The following is a 21362-nucleotide window of genomic DNA, read 5'->3' as shown; positions in this document are numbered from 1 at the left end:
AAGGGAGCCGCCAACGTTATTCACACATGAGGACATTCTCATTCGCGGGATTGTGCCTGCGTGCTCTACTGGGTTCACTCGCGGATCCCCAAATAACTTGTGAGGCCGAAATGAGATCGAACAGTCCCGTGCGTCAGGCATCCTTGGCGCACCAAAGCATTCGCAACGCCGAGTTCTTCGCTCCGCAGCCAACAGCCACGGAGGATCTGCCCGACCCAGAACCGATCGTTCGCAATCTTGCGTTCGGCGTGCTGGAGGTATTGGCAGGCGTGAGAGAGAGCGAACAGTTGGCGCGTTGGATGAGCGAAGATGCCTACCGGGCGCTCCTCGTGCGGGCAAACCTGTCAACCAGAGCTCGGAGCGCTCGCGGAATCCCCGCTGTTCGACCTATTCACACAGTGCTCAGAATCCGCCACACGGCTCCGGCCGATGGCGTGGTCGAGTCGGTAGTCATCGTCGCGGGCCCTGCGCGTACGCGTGCGATCGCAATCAGGCTCGAGGGCATGGACCACCGGTGGCGGGCCACATCACTAGCGCTCTTGTGAGCCCTACTGACGGTATGACGACAAGAAGTTACCCATTCGCTCGATAGCGTCGGTCAACACGCGCGTCTCCGGAAGGGTCACGATTCGCAGGTGATCGGGTGTCGGCCAGTTGAAGCCCGAGCCTTGAACAAGGAGCACGTGTTCGGCTACGAGGAGGTCGTAGACGAACTTGGCGTCATCGTGAATCTCATGGACGTTGGGGTCTAGGCGTGGAAACGCGTACAACGCCCCCTGCGGCTTTACGCATGAGACACCGGGAATCTTCTCAAGCGCTTCCCACGCGGCATCCCGCTGCTCATGCAGGCGTCCTGTTGGAGCTATGAGCGCATCAATCGACTGCACGCCCGAGAGCGCGGCCTGTACCGCATGCTGCGCCGGAACGTTCGGGCAAAGTCTCGTTGACGCCAAGAGCGTGATTCCCTCAAGGAATCCTGCCGCGTGGCCTTTCGGACCCGTGACGACGAGCCACCCAGATCGATACCCAGCAACGCGGTATGTCTTCGAAAGACCGTTAAACGTCAAGCAGAGAAGATCTGGGGCAACGCTTGCCATCGGAATGTGAACCGCACCGTCGAAGAGAATCCGATCGTAAATCTCATCCGACAGCACCAGAAGAGAATTCTCGCGCGCAATCTGCGCGATACCTTCCAAGATTTCTCGCGTATAGACAGCGCCGGTCGGGTTGTTCGGATTGATGATGACGATGGCTTTCGTGCGCGGCGTGACCTTCGCACGAATATCTTCAAGATCCGGCTGCCAGCCGTTCTCCTCATCGCACAGGTAATGCACGGGGGTACCGCCGCCGAGGCTTGTCATCGCCGTCCACAGCGGGTAATCGGGTGCGGGGATCAAAACCTCATCGCCCTCATCCAAAAGGGCTTGCATCACCATCGTGATCAGTTCGGAGACACCGTTGCCGAGGTAAACATCGTCGGGGCCGAACGGTGGGAATGAGGCATCCTGCTCATACCGGTACATCACCGCACGACGAGCAGACAGGATGCCACGGCTATCGCTATACCCGTGCGCACCTGGCACGGCCTCGATCATGTCGCGCACGATTTGAAAAGGCGCCTCGAACCCAAAAGTTGCCGGGTTGCCGGTGTTGAGCTTAAGGATGTTGTGGCCGGCCGCTTCAAGCCGGTCAGCCTCAACGAGTGCTTGTCCTCGAATTTCGTAGAGGACGTCCTTCAGTTTGCTCGATTGATCGAGGGTGCGAAGCGGGGTCATCCGATCAGGATATCCCCGCTTCAACCCAGCCAATCGACAGTGCGTGGCTACTTCTTCTTTTTGTCAGATGCCCGACGCTGTGCGCGATTCTGAGCTGTCGGCGTAGCAGAGGGCGCATCCGTCGGCTGACCAAACGCACCGCGAACGGCCTCTGGAGCCGCTGGTGCCGCAGGAGAAACGGATGCTGCGGCCTGCTGCTGGCGCGCACGGTTGGTCGCCGCCTTCTGAACCTGCCCACGGTCGTTGCGCACCTCAACCTCACCGGCATCATTGGCCGCCGAGTACTCGAGTCGCTGCGTTTCAACGGGAGGAACCGCAAGACCCTTCGCCTCAACTTCGGTGTGTTCGCCGTCGGGACGGCGCACCTCGACCTCAAGGTTGTAGAGGAAGCCGACAGACTCTTCCTTGATCTGTCCCATCATCGCTTGGAACATCTGGAAGCCCTCGCGCTGGTACTCGATCAGTGGGTCGCGCTGGGCCATTGCGCGCAGGCCGATTCCGTCTTTGAGGTAGTCCATCTCGTAGAGGTGGTCACGCCAGCGGCGGTCCAAAACCTGCAACACAACGCGTCGCTCAAGCTCGCGAACTGCGGCCTCGCCGAGTGTCTCCTCACGCCTCTGGTAGGCGATCTTGGCGTCGGACTTCAGCTCTTTCTTGAGGCCGTCCGGGGTGACTCGACCCTTCGAGCCGGACTCGGAGATAACCTCATCGATCGTCACACTCACTGGGTAGACGGTCTTCAGCTCTGTCCACAGTGCGTCGAAGTCCCAGCTCTCGGTGTGTCCGCGTCCGGTGTGATCGTCGACGATTCCGGAGATGGCATCTTCGATGAAGTGCTGCACACGGTCGGCGATGTCGTCGCCCTGCAACATGTGGCGCCGGTCGGTGTAGATAGCTTCACGCTGACGGTTGAGGACGTCGTCGTATTTGAGGACGTTCTTACGCACCTCCGCGTTGCGTGACTCGACCTGAGTCTGTGCGCTTCGGATTGCGCGACTCACCATGCCAGATTCGATCGCGACGTCGTCGGGGAAGTTGGTCCGGGCAAGAATCGCCTCAGCCGCACCCGATTGGAACAGACGCATGAGATCATCTGTCAGCGAAAGATAGAACCGGCTCTCCCCCGGGTCTCCCTGACGGCCGGAACGACCGCGCAGCTGGTTGTCGATGCGCCGGGACTCGTGGCGCTCGGTACCGAGTACGTAGAGACCGCCAGCGTCGACGACTTTGGCGGCTTCGGTCGCAGCGATTTCTCGAGCAGCTTCATACACTGCATCCCACTCGGCTTCGTACTGCTCCGGAGTTTCGACGGGGTCGAGGCCCTTTGCCTTCATCTCTTGTACCGCGATGAATTCAGCGTTACCGCCAAGCATGATGTCAGTACCGCGACCCGCCATGTTGGTTGCAACAGTGACAGCACCAAGCCGGCCGGCGCGGGCAACGATCTCGGCTTCTCGCGCGTGGTTCTTCGCGTTGAGCACCTCGTGCTTGATGCCCTTTTTTGCGAGAGCGCGCGAAAGATACTCGCTCTTTTCGACGCTTACAGTGCCGACGAGAACAGGCTGCCCCGTCGCGTGGCGCTCAGCGATGTCTTCGACGACCTGCGTGAACTTCGCCTGTTCGTTCTTGTACACGAGATCGGCTTGGTCTTTACGGACCATTGGCTTGTTCGTGGGGATCGTGACGACACCGAGGTCGTACGTCGACATGAACTCTGCAGCCTCGGTCTCAGCAGTACCTGTCATACCCGAAAGCTTCGAGTAGAGGCGGAAGTAGTTCTGCAGGGTCACTGTTGCGAGGGTCTGGTTCTCCGCCTTCACGGGAACCCCCTCTTTTGCCTCGATGGCCTGGTGAATGCCCTCGTTGTATCGGCGACCGGCGAGGATACGCCCGGTGTGCTCGTCAACGATCATCACTTCATCGTTGATTACGACGTAGTCGCTGTCGCGCTTGAACAGCGCAAGCGCCTTGATCGAGTTGTTGAGGAATGAGATGAGCGGCGTGTTGGCGGACTCGTAAAGGTTGTCGATGCCTAGGTAGTCCTCGACCTTTTCGATTCCGGGTTCGAGTACACCGATGGTGCGCTTCTTCTCGTCGACCTCGAAGTCAACTCCGGGCTCGAGGGTGCGGGCGATTCTCGCAAACTCGGTGAACCAGCGGTTCGCCTCGCCTGAGGACGGCCCGGAGATGATGAGCGGCGTTCGTGCCTCATCGATGAGGATCGAGTCGACCTCGTCAACGATCGCGTAGAAGTGACCTCGCTGAGTGAGGTCCTCTTTTCGCCACGCCATGTTGTCTCGGAGGTAGTCGAAGCCGAACTCGTTGTTCGTCCCGTACGTAATGTCGGCTTCGTACTGCTGACGACGGACATCGGGGGTTTGCCCCGAAACGATTGTGCCGGTGGTCATCCCTAGCGCGCGGTACACGCGGCCCATCAGATCTGCCTGGTAGCTCGCGAGGAAGTCATTCACGGTGATGACGTGCACGCCTTCACCAGCGATGGCGTTCAAGTACGCGGGAAGTGTAGCGACAAGAGTCTTACCTTCACCGGTGCGCATCTCTGCGATATTGCCGAGGTGAAGGGCAGCGCCACCCATGATCTGCACGTCGTAATGGCGCTGGCCGAGCGTGCGCTTCGAGGCCTCACGTACCGCCGCGAAAGCCTCCGGCATGAGCTTGTCGAGAGTCTCTCCCGCTGCATAGCGCTCACGGAGCTCAGCTGTTTCGTTTCGCAGCTCGTCGTCAGTGAGATGGGTGTATTCCTCTTCGAGCGCATTGACAGCCTTAGCCACCTGCTGCAGGCGTCTCAGCAGGCGTCCTTCGCCGGCTCGGAGCAGTTTCTCGAGAGGGTTGGCCACGGAGCATCTCCATCTATCGGGTTTGGCGTTTGGCGCGCCGCATCCCGGGCACTCAGCACCCAGGCATACCCGGCTATGTTAACCGCCCGTGACCTTAGAGCGCACTGGGTACAGCAGATGAGCCCACCCTGCGTTCGCCGTGAATGGCGCACAGTCTCGAAATTCCGCGGATTTCGAGGTGCTACGCCGCTGAAATTTCGTATCTGACGTACAGGACACGGGCATGTCGCGGCGCCGTAGAATTACACAATGGCCGGGTTCTGGGGCAAGAAAAAACGCGAACAGCAAGCTGAACTTGCGGTGCGCGACGCCGAGCTTGCGCGCAACGCGCAAAAATCTCTCGTCTCCGCCGACGAGAGGGTACGAACCGCAACCGACGAGCTAGCTTTCGCCGAAGCCGAGCTCGGCACTCGTGCGACCTCCGACCTTCGCGAAGCGTTGGATGCCGTCCGCACCCACCTCGGTGAGGCATTTCAGCTACACCAGCTCAATCACGACGAGATACCCGACACCGACGAAGAACTACGCACGCGGAACGCTCGAATCATTCAACTCTGCGAATGGGCCGAGGAAGTACTGAACGACCGAACGTCAGCACTGGCTGAAGACATTGATCGCGTTCGCCGGGCGCCAGAGGTCCTGGCCCAAGTGCACGCCGATGCGGCGCAACTCCGCGCGCGCGTCCCGCACGCACAGGCGGTGATCGACCGCCTCGCGACGCGATACGCAAGCAGCGCACTTCGGCAGGTCGAAAACAGTGCACGCGAAGCCTCTCACCTGCTTGATTTCGCTGAGCACAGCGCAGACGTATCGAGTCGCCGTCGCGAGAGCGGTCGCGGCGAAGAGGCCTCTCTCGCACTCGACACAGCCACGGAGTCAGTTCGTCGAGCTGCCACGCTGCTCGACGGAGTAGAAGACTTCGAGATCGAAGCGCTTCGAGCAGAATCAACCCTCACTGATGTCATCGCCGACTCTCGAAGCGATCTGATGGCAACAACCCGTGTGCCGTCCAACGCCGCAGTCGTTTCTTCCGCTGCGGCACTTGAAGCCGCTCTGGCCGCTCTGCCGCCTGCCGGCGCTCTGGCCGATCCATTTGCCGAACTTTCACGACTTCGAGACGCCAACTCAGCCCTCGATGCGGCCGTAGCTGCGGCAGTCAGACGCGCCGAGAAACCGCTGCCGTCTCCCGAACAGGTTCGCCATGCCGTCGACGACGCAGATCACCAGATCGCCGTAACGCGCTCGGTAATATCTGGACACCGTGGATGGATCGGCGCTGATGCACGTACTCGCTTTGCTGAAGCTGAACGAGTGCGCGGGGAAATCAACCTGCTTCCAGCCGACGAAGAGTCACGCGAGCCCGCGCTCCATTACGCACGACGTGCCAGCTCGCTCGCGAGCGAAGCTCTCGCCCTCGCACAGCGCGACATCGATTCGTCACGCCCGCAGGACCCGGGCGGATGGAACGGGCGCGGCTCTGGCGGTCGTGGCGGAATGGGTGGCGGCGACATCATGGGCGGCCTCATCGGCGGAGCGCTTTTGGGCGGCCTGCTGGGTGACATGTTCGACTGACCGCGCCAGAGAGCGTCGGACCGCCGCACTCGACAGCGCGAACGACGATGCCGAGCCCTCCAATTTCTTGAGGACTCGGCATCGTCGTTTCGCTAGCTAAGAAGCGAGCTCGCTCAGATCTGCGGGAGGAGCCTGGGCCAGCAGCGAGATCACACCGTAGTCCCAGCCCTTCCGGCGGTACACGACGCTTGGATGATCAGTTCTCGCATTTATGAAGAGGAAGAAATCGTGACCGACGAGTTCCATCCGGTCTACGGCTTCTTCGACGGTCATCCACTCAGCATCAAAATCTTTCGTTCGAATGACGACAGGGGTGTACTCCTCCTCGACTTCCCTCTGCTGGAGCGGAACTTCGCCGGTCGCGACGGCATGGAGAACGTCAGCTGATGCCGGTTCGACATCGATGCCCTCGAGCTGGCCACTCCCCTTTTCGAAGTGCGCGCCGCGGGGATGATTGCGAGCGTCAACTCGCTTGTCTTTGGCACGACGTAGCTGTTCCGCGAGCTTATCTACGGCCATGTCGAGAGCCGTGAACTTGTCGCCGTCCACTGCCTCTGCGCGCACGACAGGGCCTTTTCCCGTGAGTGTCATCTCAACCGTCGAGTCTTCCATCCGGCCCTGATGATAGGCACGGTGGGTTACCTTGACCTCGAGCAACTGCGCTCGAGGTGCGAGGGTCTCTATTCGGGCGGTCTTTTCCTCAACAACTGAGCGGAAGCGATCTGTAATTCCCACTCCCACGCCGACGATGTTGGTATCCATCTTTGACCTCCTTGTTCCGGTCTGCCCGGTCAAGGGCAGACCGTCAGTCGCCTTGTCTTCACACCGTAACCCCGTCTGTGTCCCGTGTCACCTACCAAGTGTCTTTGTGTGTTCCGCGTCGGCCCATCGCGGCGTGGCGGCAACCGTCGCGGCCCCCACGGGGATCCCGCCAGCAGCGCGAATCGCGCGGGCTGCTTCGTCGAGCGTCGCGCCGCTCGTGACCACGTCGTCGATGAGGAGCACGCGAGCGGCTGCGAAGGAGCGCGCTCGCATACTGTCAGTGACATTGCGCTGTCTCTCGTGTCGACCAAGATCACGTTGATCTGCTGTTGTTCGCGTCGACCAAAGAAGCCTCTGGGATGAAAGACCTGCGCGCTTTGCGATCACTTCGACCACACGAAACCCCCGACGACGCATCGCGGCGCGAGAGGTAGGAATCGGCACAACGATCAAACTAGTGATTGGCAAGTCCCCCGAGAGCGCGCATACCTCCTCTACCGCTCTCCGGAGCGCCGGCGCGAGAGCAGCCGCAAGAGTTGACGTCTTTCCCTCTTCTTTGACTGCACGGATGACGTCGGCACTCACGCCTGAGAAGGCAAGCCCGCTACATACTCGGAGCCCGCCAAGCGTCTCTTGAAAGATGGGGTGCGGATGAAGTGCATCGCGGCACTGTTGGCATAGCGCTACATCGTGTAGGCCGCACCCGGCACACTCGACCGGAAGAAAAAGAGTGAGAGCATCCGCGAGGGATCGACTGACGTAGCTGGGTATCTCGAAAATAGCCATGGTGGCTATCGTCGCTGCCAGCGTTATCTGCGCGGATGTTCGCACACGTTCAGTGCATCCGCGGGCGATTCTCGTGATTGGGGAGCGCTAGGAGGGGAGGCCCTGCTGGGTAGCCAGCACGGTCACGCCTGACGCCGAAGCCACCCAGGTTGTTCGACGCACGTACAACTCACCATCCGCTCCCAGCAACCTCACCAGCCCGGGTTGATTCGCCCCGGCGAGAGCAACAACACCTGGCGGTGCGCTCGTCGTTGTGGCGATTCCGCCCACCGGCTGTTCGGTGAAAAGCACGTTGTCTGCATCTCCGCTTAGTACACCCAGGGTTGAGCTGTCGAGCCATCCCACATCAATTCCGGCCTGATCGAGCGTCGTCACCGAGAGAGCTTCGTCGCCGAGTCGTTCTGGCGTCCCGTCTGATGCCCTCACAACACCCACAACCCACACTGACCAGCGGCCGCTCTCAGAAACAAGTGCAGCCATTCGCGTTCCGTCGCGCGATATCTGCATCGCCTTGATCTCGGTCGCCTCCGGCCATGAAGTCGCGACCTCGACGGAGCTTCCGTCAACGCCTACCGCGACAACGCTGCCCGGTTCTTCGCGCGGAACCGACCAGATATACCCCTCAGGGTCAATCGTCGGTTCGATGATGCCGTCTCGTTCATCGACGTCCTCCGTCCCGACGCCCGCGACAACGCGCACGACAGACCCATCCGCCGTGAGTACCGCGGCGCTTTGTTGATCGGCCGACGATTCGATTGCGACGGGATCGACATCCGCCATTGCCTCGGAGAGGCCATCTATCGTCGTAATCTCATCGCCCGCGAGGAATCCGAAGCCTGACTCGGTTTGCACAAGCGGACGCGCATCCACCCTCGTTGATCGGTATTCGGCTGGCTCAACCGTCAGCGGTGACCCGCTCACAAGCATCTGCACGCCCGTCACGCCGGCGGTCGCGAGGCTTTCCGACAACTGCGTTTGCATTCGTGCCAGGCTGTCAGTGGGAACTGCGAGGGCGGTCTCTGTGAGCTCTACCTGAGCGATGCCGTCCACTTCAGGAACCGAAGGAAGCGCCTCGACGTTCTCCGGAAACGCTGAAACGACGGATGCTGCCAGCCACGGCGTTGGGGAACCGTCGATGAGCGCGTCAGTGATCCTCGTCGATGCGTTGAGTATTGGGAACCAGCGGACGTCCGGTACGAGGAATTGCCAAAGCGGATCAAAGTACATGAGGGAGTAGGAATGAAAAACGCTGGAGAACTGATCCTCGTCTAGCACGAGGCCGTTTGGCGCCTCCGTGATTCGCCATTCTCCGTCTTCTTTCGCGAGAGTGAACGGCAAAATTGTTGTTCCACCATCAGTCGCTTGATATGCGCCACTCTCGTCGACTGTGGCCGCAGTTCGCACGGTCAGCGTCAGCTCGTCATCAGCCACCTCGGCGTACTCACGGTCGCTGAGCACGTCCACCGTCACTCCCGCATCCGGCTGCCAGTCGTTTTGCACGTCCTGTGCCAAATACTGCCGCGCTGTCGCCCAATTCTGGCGTGGCCCCGAACCGGCGCGAATAAAGCCGTCCACGATCTGCTGTGCAGTAGCCCCAGGCTGTGGCGGGTCGACAACGAATGAGAAGTCGGGAACGGTTTCTTCGTCAGATACTGGAAGCCCCGGGTTGACCGTTCCGTTGGTCGGGAGCCCGGCGCACGCGGTCAATACGAGGGCGCAGATGCTCAGTGTTGCCGCGGCCAGCAACCGGAAACGGCTCATTTTGCGTCACCTGTCAGTGCAGAAAGTGAGATCGGCTGGGTAAGTCCAAGGTCGTCAAGCGAGATTCCCTCGTCGCCCGGGTCAGCTGGAATTGGGGACGTACCCCCCACATGGTGGCCATGGCGGGGCAGTGTGAGCACAAAGTTGGCACCGCGCCCGAGTTGGGACCAGACAGCGAGCGCGCCGCCGTGTAGATGCGCGTCCCCGAGCGCAATCGAAAGCCCGAGCCCCGTTCCTCCGATCGTGCGGGTGCGGGACGGGTCAGCGCGCCAAAACCGGTCGAAGACTCGCTCGACTTCCTCGGGCGACATTCCGAGCCCGTAGTCACGCACACTCAGAGCGACGGCATCCGCGTTGCTGTCGATCGTCAGCACAATGGGTCTACCCTCGCCGTGTTCGATGGCATTTCCGAGCAGATTGCGCACGACCCTCCGCACGCGACGCGGATCCATGTCGACAGGAGAATATCCCCCGGGGGCGACGACTCGAATGTCACTCCCGTGCTGCTCCGCGAGTTGATGCATCGACTCAACCACGTCTTCCGCCAGGTGCGCGAGCGCGGTCGGCTCTAGCTCTAGCTGAACAGACCCCGCGTCGTATCGACTGATCTCCAACAGGTCAGTCAAAAGCACTTCAAAGCGCTCAACCTGCGCATGCATCAGCTCGGCGGCGCGCGAAGTCGCTGCGTCGAACTCAGAACGACGATCGTTGAGCATGTCGGCCGCCAAACGAATCGTCGTCAACGGAGTGCGCAATTCGTGAGAGACGTCGGAAACGAAGCGCTGCTGCACGAGAGAAAGCTCGGCGAGTTCTTTGATCTGCGATTCTATGCTGTCGGCCATCGCGTTGAATGAGCGACCGAGAGTTGCGAGTTCGTCTTCACCGTGAACGTCGATGCGCACCTTAAGGTCGCCAGCAGCAAGTTTTGCGCTCGTCTGTGCCGCCTCACCAATCGGGATCGTCACAGAGCGCAAGACGAACCAGGAAATCCCGGCGATAAGCACAACGAGAACCGTTCCAACGAGCCACAGGATGCCTTGAACGAAACCCAAGGTATTCTCCGCTGCGCTGAAGTCGTATGCGAGGTAAAGCTCGTATGCACCGACTCCAGGCAGATCCAGCTGTTGCCCGACCACGATACCGGCAGTCTCGTCGCCATTGCTCTGCAAGACAGGAATCGATTGCCACCACTGCAGCTCCGCGTTGCTTTGGACCCGCGCCCTCATCTCCGGCGAAATATCGGTATCCAGCAGTCCGCCAGACGTGAACGACTGCGGAGCGAGAGAGGAAGGCGCTGTGTCCGTGCGCAGCACAGCGATCATGCCGGTTCCTGCTTGCCGCGCAAGGATCGTCCGGACGTTGCTCATCACGTTGCTTACCTTTGCGCTGTCGCCCTCGGCTTCGACGGCGTTGAGCGTCGTCTGTGCCGACAGCGTCGCACGCTGCGCGTCTTCGAGCGCCTGATCGCGACGCGAAGCAAAAAGATCGTCTTGAATGGCGAGCGCCATCCACACGCACGCCACGAGAATCGCAATGGCAGTCAGGGCGATAGTGATGACGAGCGTGCGAAATCGCAACGACCGCCGCCACACCCGCGATAGCGTCTCAGGCCATGTGCGTGCATCTTGTAGTCCGAACACCCACCGAGCTCGGGATGATCCGGCGCGTTGGGTGCTCACTTCGTACTCACACCACGGCGCCAGCGCGGTAGCCCACGCCACGGACCGTCGTTACAATCTTGGGATTGTCAGGGTCGAGCTCAACCTTCGCCCGCAGACGCTGCACGTGCACATTCACGAGCCGCGTGTCTGCTTTGTAGTGATAGCCCCACACTTGCTCAAGCAGCATTTCTCTCGAAAAAACCTGCTGAGGCTTCGATGCCAGAGCCACAAGAAGCTCGAACTCGAGTGGAGTGAGTGCGATCGCGTCAGATCCTCGACGGACTTCGTGAGCGGCCACGTCAACCGTTACATCTCCGATGCGAAGCGTCTCGGCCGGCTCTTCCGATGCGGGGCGGAGCCTGGTACGGATTCGCGCGACGAGCTCTTTCGGATTGAACGGCTTAACAATGTAGTCATCGGCTCCGGATTCCAGGCCTTTGACGACATCGGCTGTGTCGGTGCGAGCGGTCAACATGATGATGGGAACGCCCGACTCAGCACGAATTTCAGTGCATATCTCGATGCCATCCATGCCCGGAAGCATGAGATCGAGCAGGATGAGATCGGGCCGTTCCTCCCGCCACGTGTCGAGGGCTTTCGCTCCGTCTGCGCAGAAGGCTGTGTCGAAGCCTTCGGTACGCAGCACAATGCCGATCATCTCGGCAAGCGCGGTGTCGTCATCGACGACGAGGATGCGTGAGGTCATGAGAACGCGTTCGTCCTTTGAGTCGGGCTCGACGGCAGCGCTATGCCACCTGGTCGTGCGCTCCGGCTAGCGTAGTCGAGACTCTGCAAACCTGCGGGAACCAAGCCGGATTCGTATGACACGATAGGAATCCAGTTGCAATGCTTGAGGGGAACTGACACCGTGACATCTCCGTCTGGGAACGCATACCCCGCATGGACTCCGGCCTCACGCCCAGGAATTGTTCCACTGCATCCCCTGTCTTTCGGCACGATTCTCGGCAAATCATTCGTCGCTCTGCGGCACAACCCACGAGTGCTGTTGGGCTTTGCGCTGTGCGTGCAAATCGCTGCCTACGTCGTGGTGACAATCATCGTTGGTGCCATCGCTATCGCATCCTTCTCACGCCTCGACACGATGCCGTTCGGCGAGGACTACGACGCGGTGTTTTTAGGTTCCATCGTCATTACCGCTGCGGCGGGCATCGTGCTGGGCTTGGCCGCGGGTGCGCTCAGCGTGATCGTGCAGGCTGTCGTCGTTGCTGAGGTCGCGTACGCGGCGGTCGCTGAAAAGCGCACCTTGCGCGTGTTGTGGGCTCAGATCAAGCCCGTCTTCTGGCGTCTGATCGGATATTCTGCGCTCGTTCTCGCCGCGTTGATCGTGGTCTTCGTCGTTCTCGCCGCAGGCATCGTCGCACTCGGTTTCCTCGCGCTTCCGCTGTCTATTGCACTTGGCGTCGTTCTCGTACTGGCCTCAATTCCACTGTGGTTATGGCTCAGCACGAAACTCGTGATCGTGCCAGCGGCGATCATCCTTGAGAACGCCACTGTGCGCGGCGCAATCGCTCGGTCCTGGCGTCTCATTCGCGGGCGATTCTGGGCCGCACTCGGCGTCATAGTGCTCATTTCACTGATGTTTTCAGTGCTTGCGCAGGTCGCTAGCGCGCCGTTTTCGATTGTGCAGTTCGCGATTTCGACAATCCTTACGCCGACGGGCGATCCGGAGCCCTCTGCGATCATCGCCATCGTGATTTCATCGGTGCTCGCGCAGGTGGTTGCGCTGCTGATTCAGTCGGTTGCTCTCGTCGTGCAGTCGACGGCCGCGTCCTTGATCTACCTCGACGTGCGTATGCGCCGTGAAGGGTTAGATCTCGATCTGCTGGCTTACACCGAACGACGCGACAACGGCGAAACTGGACTCCCGGATCCATTCCGCCAGAACGTGGGGCGTGAGCTTCCTCGTGCTTCAGCACCCGCCGCGTTTGCCACCCCCGCGATGCCTCCGCCGCCATATGTTCCGCCGGCGCCATCCGCTCCGACGCCATCCGCTCCCGCGCCGTCCTCGTGGACAGCTCCGGGCGCAGCTTCCCCTCCAAAAGACGGACCTCCCGAGGCATGACAGGGTCACTGGCGGTAGTTCCCGTCATTCCCGACGGTGACGAAGCTCGCCGTTTGGCGGAAGAAGAACTCAGTCGAAACACCTACGAGGTCGCAACTCCCACCGCATTCGACCGCGCTGTAGGCGCCGTCGTGCGCGCTATCGAGGAAATCTTCACCTCTGATGTCTCGGGCGGATGGGGTCGAAGCCTTGCCGTCATCGCCCTTGTTATCGTCATCGCTTTGGTTGTCGTCGGATTTCTCGTGTGGGGGCGACCGCGATCACGGGTTCGCACACAGCCGCAGACCGCCGATCTTTTCGGGCTCCGTGAAACACGCTCAGCCGGAGAACTTCGAACTGTTGCTGAGCAGCTGGCTCTGGAGCAGAAGTGGGACGAGGCGATCATCGTGCGTTTTCGAGCTCTCGCCCTCGCGCTGACCGAGCGCGGAGTCGTTGAGACTCCGCCGGGAACGACCGCGCAAGGTTTCGCACGGCAAGCGGCGGCAGCCATCCCATCGCACGAAGAAGACCTGTTTCACGCCGCGACTGTCTTCGATGAGATCCGCTACTTACGTCGAAGTGGCCAGGAGCCGCAATACACACAGATCGTCAAGATCGATGAGTCGCTCGGCACAGCCACCAGCACCTTGGCGAGCACAGCCGTGCAGGTCACCGCGTGACAGACACCGCCCGCCCCGCTGCTGCACCGACACGTCGACGACGGATTCTCGGATGGGGCGCGATCGCAGTCGCGCTTGTGCTCGCAGCTCTCGTTGGCACCGCACTCACAGCAAACACCGGCTGGAACTCTCGTGGCGCGTTCGACCCGGAGTCGGCGGGCCCATACGGCACTCTCGCTATCGCCGAGATCTTGCGCGATCAGGGCGTTCGCGTCGAAGTCGTTCGCACGTATGACGATGCGCTCGCGGCAGTCAGTGACGAGCCGGTGACTCTCGTGCTGCCAGATAGTCCTCTGCTTGAGGACGAAGACCTCCTGGAGCTTGCGGTTAGAGCTGATCGCGTTGTCGTGCCAGACATCGGTTCGCGTGGTTTGCGCATACTTTTTCCGGGCGCAGAGTCCGTGGGCTACGGCGACCTCGCACCGGTCGCCGCCTCCTGCGAGAGCGAGATCGCAACGCGGGCTGGCCCCGTGGTCGTCGGCGCTGAATTTTCGCTCCCGACGGATGCCGAAGGTTGCTATCCCTCGCACGATGGATTTGGTCTCATCCTCGCCGATGGCATATCAGCCGTCGATGGCACCGAGCTTTTTACCAACGCACACCTTGCCGAAAACGGCAATGCATCTCTCGGGCTGCAACTGCTCGGCTCGCGGGCAACGGTCGTTTGGTATGTTCCGTCGGCTAGCGACCAGCGTGGCACCGCGGCGCCTGAACTCGGGGAACTCACCCCGCCCTGGGTTACTCCCGCAATGACTCTCTTGATCATCGCCACGATTGCCGCCGCAGTGTGGCGCGGCAGAAGATTCGGCCCGCTCGTAGCTGAGCGTCTTCCGGTCTCGGTGCGGGCCAATGAGACGACAGAAGGGCGTGTTCATCTGTATGCCCGGGCGGGCGACGCGAGCCACGCCGCGGATCAGCTTCGGTTGGGCGTCCTCGACCGCCTTCGTCGGCAACTCTCCCTTGGCGCCGGCGCGACAGTGCAAGCGATTTCGGATGCTGCCGCCACCCGTGCGGGAATGAATGCTCACAGCGTTCGCGGCATCCTGTTCGAAACCGTCCCTCATACCGATCGCGAGCTCGTTGAGCTCGTTTCTCAGCTCGATGCCGTGGAGGCCGCTGTCGCGGCCGCCTCGCGCCCGGAAAGGAACTCGCAATGACTGCCAATCTTCTCTCCGAAAGCGAACTTCGCGATGCAATGCATCGTGTGCGCCAGGAGATCGGCAAGGCCGTCGTGGGCCAAGATGGCGCGATTACGGGACTATTGATCGCGCTCCTCGTGCGTGGGCACGTTCTTCTCGAGGGTGTGCCGGGGGTCGCGAAAACACTTCTCGTGCGCACGTTCAGTCGCACAGTGGGGCTCGGTACCAAACGCATCCAGTTCACGCCAGATCTCATGCCGGGCGATGTTTCTGGCTCTCTCATTTACGATTCACGCTCTGCGGAGTTCGAATTTCGGGAGGGGCCCGTCTTCACGCACATCTTGCTCGCAGATGAGATCAACCGCACACCCCCAAAGACACAGTCAGCACTCCTCGAAGCTATGGAGGAACGCCAGGTTTCGGCTGACGGCGTTACGCGCGCACTGCCGGACCCGTTTCTCGTCGCGGCGACACAGAACCCGGTCGAACACGAGGGCACCTACGGGCTCCCCGAAGCGCAGCTGGACCGCTTCCTGTTGAAACTCATCGTGGAAGTTCCCGGCCGTGATGCCGAAATCGATGTTCTTCGTCGTCATGCCGAAGGTTTCCGCGCCGGCAGCCTCGAGGCTGCGGGCGTCGAAGCGGTGCTCGGCCCGGATAAACTTCGGCAGGCACAAACTGCTGTCGAAGGTGTCGCCGTCACTGATGATGTGCTCAGCTACATCGTTGATCTCGCGCGGGCCACTCGCGAGTCGCCTTCGGTGCAACTCGGGGTGAGCCCACGCGCCACGACAGCTCTCCTCTCAGCGGCCAAGGCATGGGCATGGCTGAGCGGGTACTCGGCCATCACTCCGGACCACGTACAGACAATGCTCGTTCCGACGTGGCGCCATCGCATCAGGCTGCGACCCGATGCGGAGCTGGAAGGCGTTTCAGTTGATGCTGTGCTGAGCGCGATTTTGCAGCAAACCCGAGTTCCGATCTAAGGGCGCCGTGTACCTTTCTGGACGAATCGTCGTCGCCATCGTCGCGGGCATTCCTGTGGTCGTTGTGGGGACGGCCGTGGGAATCAATGCCTGGGCCGCGACGGGCATTTGGCTCTTGCTGTGCTTTCTCGTCGTCGTGTGCGACGTTCTGAGCGCTGCCGACGTTCGTGCTGTGCGAGTCCAACGAAGTGCGCCCGCGCGTGTACGCCGTGACGTTCAGGTCGAGACCGAGCTCATCCTCACCAACACGGGCAGGCGTACTCTGCGTGGTCTCATCCGGGACGCCTGGCAACCAACGGCCGGCGTAGCCCTCGAACGTATCCGTGTCGATATTGCCCCCGACAGCACTCGCACCGTTATCGTGCCGCTACTCCCCCGGCGACGTGGGCGCATCGCGTCTGATTTCATCGTCGTCCGCGCGTCGGGCGTCCTCGGTTTCGCCGGCCGCCAGCGACGACTGGATTCGGAAGTGTCTGTCGTGGCGCTTCCGCCCTTTCATTCGCAGCGTCATCTCCCGTCTCGAATTGCGCGCTTGCGCGAGCTCGATGGCAACACGAGCGTGCAGGTACGCGGGCAGGGCACCGAGTTCGACAGCCTCCGCGAGTATGTGCGCGGTGACGACGTGCGCTCGATCGATTGGCGCGCGACGGCGAGAGCAGGCAACACGATACTCCGAACGTGGCGACCCGAGCGAGACCGGCACATCGTGATCGTGATCGACTCCGGCCGCACAGCTGCCGCGCGCGTCGGCGATGGAGTGCGCCTTGATGCCGCGATGGAGACGGCCCTGCTCTTGTCGGCCCTCGCCGTACGCGCGGGCGACCACGTGCACCTCGTGATGTTCGACCGGGTCACCCGAGCCCGAGTCAGCGGCGTGAACGGGTCTGCGTTACTCCCGACTCTCGTCGAAGCGATGGCCCCCGTTGAGGCACGTCTGATCGATACCGACTGGGACGCCGCGTTCGCCCAGGCGCGGCGATTGACGAATCGACCTTCGCTCGTGGTGTTACTGACAGCACAGGACGAGATTGAGGCATCCCGTGGGTTTTTAGGATCGCTCCCCGCGCTGTCTTATCGCACCCGAGTGATCGTTGCATCAGCAACCGATGATTCGGTCGCTGACGCAACGCGCGCACGCGGAGATGCCGCTGCTGTCTATCGTGCGGCCGCCGCCGAGCGCTCGCTTCGCGACGCTGCCGCCGTCGGCGCTGCCGTTTCGCGGGCCGGCGCCGAGACAGTGGTCGCGAGCTCCGAAAGCTTGCCACCTCGAGTGGCTGATCGCTACATCGCGATGAAAGCCGCTGGCCTCCTCTAGTCCGACACTCTCGAGCTTCTCGCGCCGAGGGGTCGCAACACGCCGTTATGCCTCCGGCTGGCGGAGGATGATGCGGCGTGTTGCGACCCCTCGGCATGGGTGAAAAGCCGAAACCGGCGGCCCACTCGATGAGGAGCGGGCCGCCGGTTATGCGGATTCGGTGAGACTGCGCTGGCTAGACGAGGTCGAAGCGGTCAAGCTCCGTGACCTTGCCCCACGCAGCAACGAAGTCGCGCACGAACTTTTCGGTGGCGTCGTCGCTCGCATAGACCTCAGCGACAGCACGAAGCTCCGAGTTCGAGCCGAACACGAGGTCGGCGCGGGTTCCGGTCCACAGCGTTTCACCCGAGGCATCCGAGGTTGCCTGGAACGCGTGCTTGCCCGGGTCGAGGGGCTTCCACGTGGTGCCGAGGTCGAGCAGGTTGACGAAGAAGTCGTTCGTGAGAACGCCCGTACGCTCGGTCAACACACCGTAGTTCGAGGCATCCCAGTTAGCACCGAGTACACGCAACCCACCAACGAGCACAGTCATCTCCGGTGCACTCAGCGTGAGGAGGTTGGCCTTATCGACGAGCAGATACTCCGCCGGGAGGGTCGGGCGACCCTTCGTGTAGTTGCGGAATCCGTCGGCGGCAGGTTCGAGAGGCGCGAACGATTCGACATCGGTCTGCTCTGCGGTCGCATCGGTACGTCCCGGGTGGAATGTCACCTCAGCGTCGACTCCGGCATCCTTTGCGGCTTTTTCGACACCGGCGTTACCCGCCAGCACGATGAGGTCAGCGAGCGATACCTTCTTGCCGTCAGCCGTGGCGTCATTGAATGATGCCTGGATGCCCTCGAGCACCGTGAGCACCTTCTGCAGCTGGGCGGGGTTGTTGACCTCCCAGTCCTTCTGCGGCGCGAGCCGCACGCGTGCACCATTGACGCCACCGCGCTTGTCGCTGCCACGGAATGTGGATGCCGCAGCCCACGTGGTCTGAACGAGTTCGCCGACCGTCAGACCAGAATCGAGAATCTGCTGCTTCAGTGAGGCAGCATCTGCGGAATCGATCAGCGCGTGATCGACCGCGGGAAGCGGGTCCTGCCAGATGAGGTCTTCGGACGGGACGTTTGAACCCAGGTAGCGCGCCTTCGGGCCCATGTCACGGTGAGTGAGCTTGAACCACGCTCGAGCGAACGCATCAGCGAAAGCATCGGGGTCTTCAAGGAACCGCTTCGTGATCTTGGCGTACTCCGGGTCGAAACGGAGGGCGAGGTCACTCGTGAGCATGCGGGGCTCGCGGCGTGTCGAGGAATCATGGGCGAGGGGCACCATGTCCGAACCCGCGCCGCCCTTCGGACGCCACTGCTTAGCACCGGCGGGGCTGTCGAAGACCTCCCAGTCGTACGCGTACAGAATGTGCAGGAACTCATTGTCCCAGCGGGTCGGGTGATACGTCCACGTGACCTCGAGGCCGCTCGTGATGGTGTCATCGCCCCGCCCAGTACCGTGAGCGTTCTTCCACCCGAGACCCTGCTCGTCGAGATCGGCAGCTTCTGGGTCGTCTCCGACGCTTGAGTCTGGCGCCGCTCCGTGTGTCTTACCGAAGGTGTGGCCACCGGCGATCAAGGCGACAGTCTCTTCGTCGTTCATCGCCATGCGCGCGAACGTCTCGCGAATGTCGTGAGCGGACTTCAGTGGGTCGGGCTCACCGTTCGGGCCTTCGGGGTTCACGTAGATGAGGCCCATCTGAACGGCTGCCAGCGGCTTCTCCAAGTCGCGCTCACCCGTGTAGCGCTCGTCACCCAGCCAAGTCGTTTCCGGACCCCAGTAGACGTCGTCGTCAGGCTCGAACACGTCCTTGCGTCCACCGGCAAAGCCGAAGGTCTTGAATCCCATCGACTCCAGCGCGACGTTTCCGGCGAGGATCATGAGGTCAGCCCAGGAGATCGACTGCCCGTACTTCTTCTTCACAGGCCAGAGGAGCCGGCGCGCCTTGTCGAGATTAACGTTGTCGGGCCAGCTGTTGAGAGGTGCGAATCGCTGCTGACCCGCGCCACCGCCGCCACGACCATCTGTGATTCGGTAGGTACCAGCGCTGTGCCACGCCATACGGATCATCAACGGACCGTAGTGGCCGAAGTCGGCCGGCCACCAGTCCTGCGAGACAGTCAATGTCTCAAGAATGTCTTTCTTGAGACTGTCGACGTCGAGCGCTTCAAACGCAGCCGCGTAGTCGAAATCGGCGTCGAGCGGGTTCGAGACATCAGGGTTCTTGGCAAGAATCTTGAGATTCAACTTTTCGGGCCACCACACCCGGTTCGCCGAGCCGCTTGTCGGGTGCGGCAATACGCCCTCTGGCTCGGCGTTGGTGGGAGAGGGGCCAACGGGAAGGCGGGTTTCATCCGCGCCATCGTGAGGGATCGGGCATCCGTTGATGTCGGACATGACGTTCCTTTCGTCTGGGAATCTCAGGGCTTTCGCTATTGATTCAGAGTGTTCGCTGTGAAGCCGAGGGGTTCGCGTCGGCGGCGCACGAGGAGCACAGTCCCCAGTACGTCACCTCAGCGGTATGAATTTGGTAGCCGTGCGTCTCGACGGGGTGCAGGCACGGCGCAGCACCGACCGAACACGCAACGTCTTCCACACGCCCGCACGAGGTGCATACGAGATGGTGGTGGTTGTCGTCGATGCGGACCTCGAAAAGGCCGGGGCTTCCGGCGGGCTCGATACGGCGCACAAGACCCGCGTCGACGAAGTCGCCGAGCACGTTGTAGACGGACTGCAAGCTCGTGCCATCCGTGTCGCTCTGCACTCGAGAGAAGATCTCGTCAGCGCGCGAGTGCGGCATCCCTTGAAGAGCATCGAACACCGCGCGACGCGGCGCCGTTGCGCGGAGACCCGCGGCACGGATGACCCCATCAGTACCGGGGTCGGGATCGGTTTTTGACATCCAAATAAGTCTATCGTTCTTTTGATTAACTCAAAAGAACGTCACGCTGAGCGGATGCTGCCGGCGCCCTTAGCCCGCGACGAGTCGAGGCGTCCCCGCTTCGTATTCGGTGAGGTCACCGCTCTCACCGGTGCGCACAGCTCGCGCACCCACGAAGAGCATGTAAAAAAGGAACACCCCGAGCGCTGCGGCGCCCAGGCTGATTTTGAGCCATACCGGCCATGGCTGCCCTGTGACAAACCCCTCGACGACCCCGGAAAGCGCAAGAGCGAACACAAGGCCGATCGCGACAGTCGCGAGAGAGCGCCCCTCAGCGGCGAGCGCATCCGCGCGGCTGCGCCGCCCAGGAGCGACCCAGGCCCAAAAAATATGAAGACCGGCGGCGGCGGCCACGAACACGGAGGTGAGTTCGAGGAGGCCGTGCGGAAGGATGAAGCTGAAGAAGACATCGAGTCTGTCGAACTCGACCATGACGGCAGCTGACTGCCCGAGGCCCACTGCGTTCTGGATGACCACCATGACGGGCCACAGACCCGTGACTCCGAAAAGTACGCACTGTGCCGCGATCCACGCGTTGTTTGTCCACACAGTCCCGGCAAAGACTGCTGCGGGGTTCTCGCTGTAGTAGTCCGTGAAGTCGCCCTCGGCGTATTGCTGCAGGTCCGCGCGGTCGCCAAGGGCAGCCACGGCGCGCGGATCGGCGGAGATCCACAGCGTCACGAGAGCGGCAATCACGGTAAACCCGACCGCGATTACAAGCGTCGTCCACCTCACGCGATACAACGCGGCGGGCAACTGAAGAGCGAAGAAACGTGGGATCTGAGCCAACACGTTTTCGCGCGCACCGGTGAGGTGAAGTCTGGCTCTCGCAAGGACAGACGAAAGGTAGTCGCCCTGCGGGGAGCGCCCAGCCGACGTCTTCAAATCGGCAAGGTCCGCCGACGCAGCGCGATATCGCGTGACCAGCTCGTCGGTTTCAGCACCAGACAGACGCCGAACGCGGCTGAGTTCGTCCAAACGTTGCCACTCGTCTCGACGAGCCGCGGCAAGAGCATGGAGATCCATTTGATTT

General features: G+C 61.6%; 17 protein-coding genes. 7 read left to right on the top strand and 10 right to left on the bottom strand.

The features are described 5' to 3' along the window. Nucleotides 1-110: 110 nt before the first annotated feature. On the top strand, nucleotides 111-545 hold the full coding sequence (locus tag FHS06_RS06690) for an Rv3235 family protein (RefSeq protein WP_167047073.1): 435 nt from the start codon (nucleotides 111-113) through the stop codon (nucleotides 543-545). A 3-nt stretch (nucleotides 546-548) separates the two neighbouring features. Here FHS06_RS06690 and FHS06_RS06685 read toward each other — a convergent pair whose 3' ends face one another. Next, nucleotides 549-1775 (bottom strand): pyridoxal phosphate-dependent aminotransferase, encoded by a 1227-nt coding sequence (locus tag FHS06_RS06685; RefSeq protein WP_167047070.1) that lies wholly within the window; start codon nucleotides 1773-1775, stop codon nucleotides 549-551. A 47-nt stretch (nucleotides 1776-1822) separates the two neighbouring features. After that, entirely contained in the window at nucleotides 1823-4633 is a 2811-nt protein-coding gene (gene secA, locus FHS06_RS06680; RefSeq protein ID WP_167047067.1) for a preprotein translocase subunit SecA, read from the bottom strand. Between the two features lie 249 nt (nucleotides 4634-4882). On the opposite strand from secA, the gene FHS06_RS06675 reads away from it, so the two are divergent. Then, entirely contained in the window at nucleotides 4883-6205 is a 1323-nt protein-coding gene (locus tag FHS06_RS06675) for a coiled-coil domain-containing protein (protein WP_167047064.1), read from the top strand. A gap of 96 nt (nucleotides 6206-6301) precedes the next feature. Here the strand turns inward: FHS06_RS06675 and hpf are convergent, their stop codons facing one another. The 5 genes from hpf to mtrA all read right to left on the bottom strand — a co-directional run bounded on the left by hpf (nucleotide 6302) and on the right by mtrA (nucleotide 11881). Beyond that, complete coding sequence (hpf, locus tag FHS06_RS06670; protein ID WP_167047061.1) at nucleotides 6302-6967, bottom strand: ribosome hibernation-promoting factor, HPF/YfiA family; 666 nt, start codon at nucleotides 6965-6967, stop codon at nucleotides 6302-6304. An 87-nt stretch (nucleotides 6968-7054) separates the two neighbouring features. Then, entirely contained in the window at nucleotides 7055-7753 is a 699-nt protein-coding gene (locus tag FHS06_RS06665) for a ComF family protein (protein WP_167047058.1), read from the bottom strand. 87 nt (nucleotides 7754-7840) lie between these two features. After that, the gene (locus FHS06_RS06660; protein ID WP_167047055.1) at nucleotides 7841-9514 is read right to left on the bottom strand and encodes an LpqB family beta-propeller domain-containing protein; all 1674 of its coding nucleotides are present in this window, start codon (nucleotides 9512-9514) and stop codon (nucleotides 7841-7843) included. Next, nucleotides 9511-11193, bottom strand: coding sequence for an MtrAB system histidine kinase MtrB (gene mtrB / locus FHS06_RS06655; RefSeq protein ID WP_182486504.1), 1683 nt, complete (start codon nucleotides 11191-11193; stop codon nucleotides 9511-9513). Before mtrB ends, FHS06_RS06660 begins: the two co-directional genes overlap by 4 nt. Before the next feature lie 7 nt (nucleotides 11194-11200). Next, entirely contained in the window at nucleotides 11201-11881 is a 681-nt protein-coding gene (gene mtrA / locus FHS06_RS06650; protein WP_167047053.1) for an MtrAB system response regulator MtrA, read from the bottom strand. 162 nt (nucleotides 11882-12043) lie between these two features. Between mtrA and FHS06_RS06645 the strand changes: the two genes are divergently transcribed. From FHS06_RS06645 to FHS06_RS06625, 5 genes are read left to right on the top strand one after another with little or no spacing between them, the layout of a single operon-like run. Further along, a complete protein-coding gene (locus tag FHS06_RS06645; protein WP_167047050.1) occupies nucleotides 12044-13258 on the top strand; it encodes a glycerophosphoryl diester phosphodiesterase membrane domain-containing protein in 1215 nt (404 codons plus the stop codon). Next, nucleotides 13255-13917, top strand: a complete 663-nt coding sequence (locus FHS06_RS06640) for a DUF4129 domain-containing protein (RefSeq protein ID WP_167047047.1) — start codon at nucleotides 13255-13257, stop codon at nucleotides 13915-13917. Before FHS06_RS06645 ends, FHS06_RS06640 begins: the two co-directional genes overlap by 4 nt. Further along, nucleotides 13914-15074: a DUF4350 domain-containing protein gene (locus FHS06_RS06635; RefSeq protein WP_310734842.1), complete on the top strand. Its 1161-nt coding sequence runs from the start codon at nucleotides 13914-13916 to the stop codon at nucleotides 15072-15074. Before FHS06_RS06640 ends, FHS06_RS06635 begins: the two co-directional genes overlap by 4 nt. Beyond that, entirely contained in the window at nucleotides 15071-16042 is a 972-nt protein-coding gene (locus tag FHS06_RS06630; RefSeq protein WP_167047044.1) for an AAA family ATPase, read from the top strand. Before FHS06_RS06635 ends, FHS06_RS06630 begins: the two co-directional genes overlap by 4 nt. Nucleotides 16043-16049: 7 nt before the next feature. Beyond that, nucleotides 16050-17357: a DUF58 domain-containing protein gene (locus FHS06_RS06625; RefSeq protein WP_167047040.1), complete on the top strand. Its 1308-nt coding sequence runs from the start codon at nucleotides 16050-16052 to the stop codon at nucleotides 17355-17357. A 175-nt stretch (nucleotides 17358-17532) separates the two neighbouring features. Here FHS06_RS06625 and katG read toward each other — a convergent pair whose 3' ends face one another. The 3 genes from katG to FHS06_RS06610 all read right to left on the bottom strand — a co-directional run bounded on the left by katG (nucleotide 17533) and on the right by FHS06_RS06610 (nucleotide 21355). Then, the gene (gene katG / locus FHS06_RS06620) at nucleotides 17533-19785 is read right to left on the bottom strand and encodes a catalase/peroxidase HPI (protein ID WP_167047038.1); all 2253 of its coding nucleotides are present in this window, start codon (nucleotides 19783-19785) and stop codon (nucleotides 17533-17535) included. 43 nt (nucleotides 19786-19828) lie between these two features. Next, nucleotides 19829-20290, bottom strand: coding sequence for a Fur family transcriptional regulator (locus tag FHS06_RS06615; protein WP_167047035.1), 462 nt, complete (start codon nucleotides 20288-20290; stop codon nucleotides 19829-19831). A gap of 69 nt (nucleotides 20291-20359) precedes the next feature. Further along, nucleotides 20360-21355 (bottom strand): stage II sporulation protein M, encoded by a 996-nt coding sequence (locus FHS06_RS06610; protein WP_167047033.1) that lies wholly within the window; start codon nucleotides 21353-21355, stop codon nucleotides 20360-20362. Nucleotides 21356-21362 lie beyond the last annotated feature (7 nt).

It is taken from the genome of Microbacterium halimionae (assembly GCF_011761265.1).
GTDB classification, from domain to species: domain Bacteria; phylum Actinomycetota; class Actinomycetes; order Actinomycetales; family Microbacteriaceae; genus Microbacterium; species Microbacterium halimionae.
The sequence above is the reverse complement of the archived record's forward strand: the minus strand, read 5'-3'. Positions and strand labels throughout refer to the sequence as shown.

Excerpts from the sequence above, each read along its gene's own strand:
- FHS06_RS06690 (WP_167047073.1), top strand. The coding sequence starts at position 111 with ATGAGATCGAACAGTCCCGTGCGTCAGGCATCCTTGGCGCACCAAAGC.
- FHS06_RS06685 (WP_167047070.1), bottom strand. The coding sequence starts at position 1,775 with ATGACCCCGCTTCGCACCCTCGATCAATCGAGCAAACTGAAGGACGTC.
- FHS06_RS06675 (WP_167047064.1), top strand. The coding sequence starts at position 4,883 with ATGGCCGGGTTCTGGGGCAAGAAAAAACGCGAACAGCAAGCTGAACTT.
- hpf (WP_167047061.1), bottom strand. The coding sequence starts at position 6,967 with ATGGATACCAACATCGTCGGCGTGGGAGTGGGAATTACAGATCGCTTC.
- FHS06_RS06665 (WP_167047058.1), bottom strand. The coding sequence starts at position 7,753 with ATGGCTATTTTCGAGATACCCAGCTACGTCAGTCGATCCCTCGCGGAT.
- FHS06_RS06660 (WP_167047055.1), bottom strand. The coding sequence starts at position 9,514 with ATGAGCCGTTTCCGGTTGCTGGCCGCGGCAACACTGAGCATCTGCGCC.
- mtrA (WP_167047053.1), bottom strand. The coding sequence starts at position 11,881 with ATGACCTCACGCATCCTCGTCGTCGATGACGACACCGCGCTTGCCGAG.
- FHS06_RS06640 (WP_167047047.1), top strand. The coding sequence starts at position 13,255 with ATGACAGGGTCACTGGCGGTAGTTCCCGTCATTCCCGACGGTGACGAA.
- FHS06_RS06630 (WP_167047044.1), top strand. The coding sequence starts at position 15,071 with ATGACTGCCAATCTTCTCTCCGAAAGCGAACTTCGCGATGCAATGCAT.
- katG (WP_167047038.1), bottom strand. The coding sequence starts at position 19,785 with ATGTCCGACATCAACGGATGCCCGATCCCTCACGATGGCGCGGATGAA.
- FHS06_RS06615 (WP_167047035.1), bottom strand. The coding sequence starts at position 20,290 with ATGTCAAAAACCGATCCCGACCCCGGTACTGATGGGGTCATCCGTGCC.
- FHS06_RS06610 (WP_167047033.1), bottom strand. The coding sequence starts at position 21,355 with ATGGATCTCCATGCTCTTGCCGCGGCTCGTCGAGACGAGTGGCAACGT.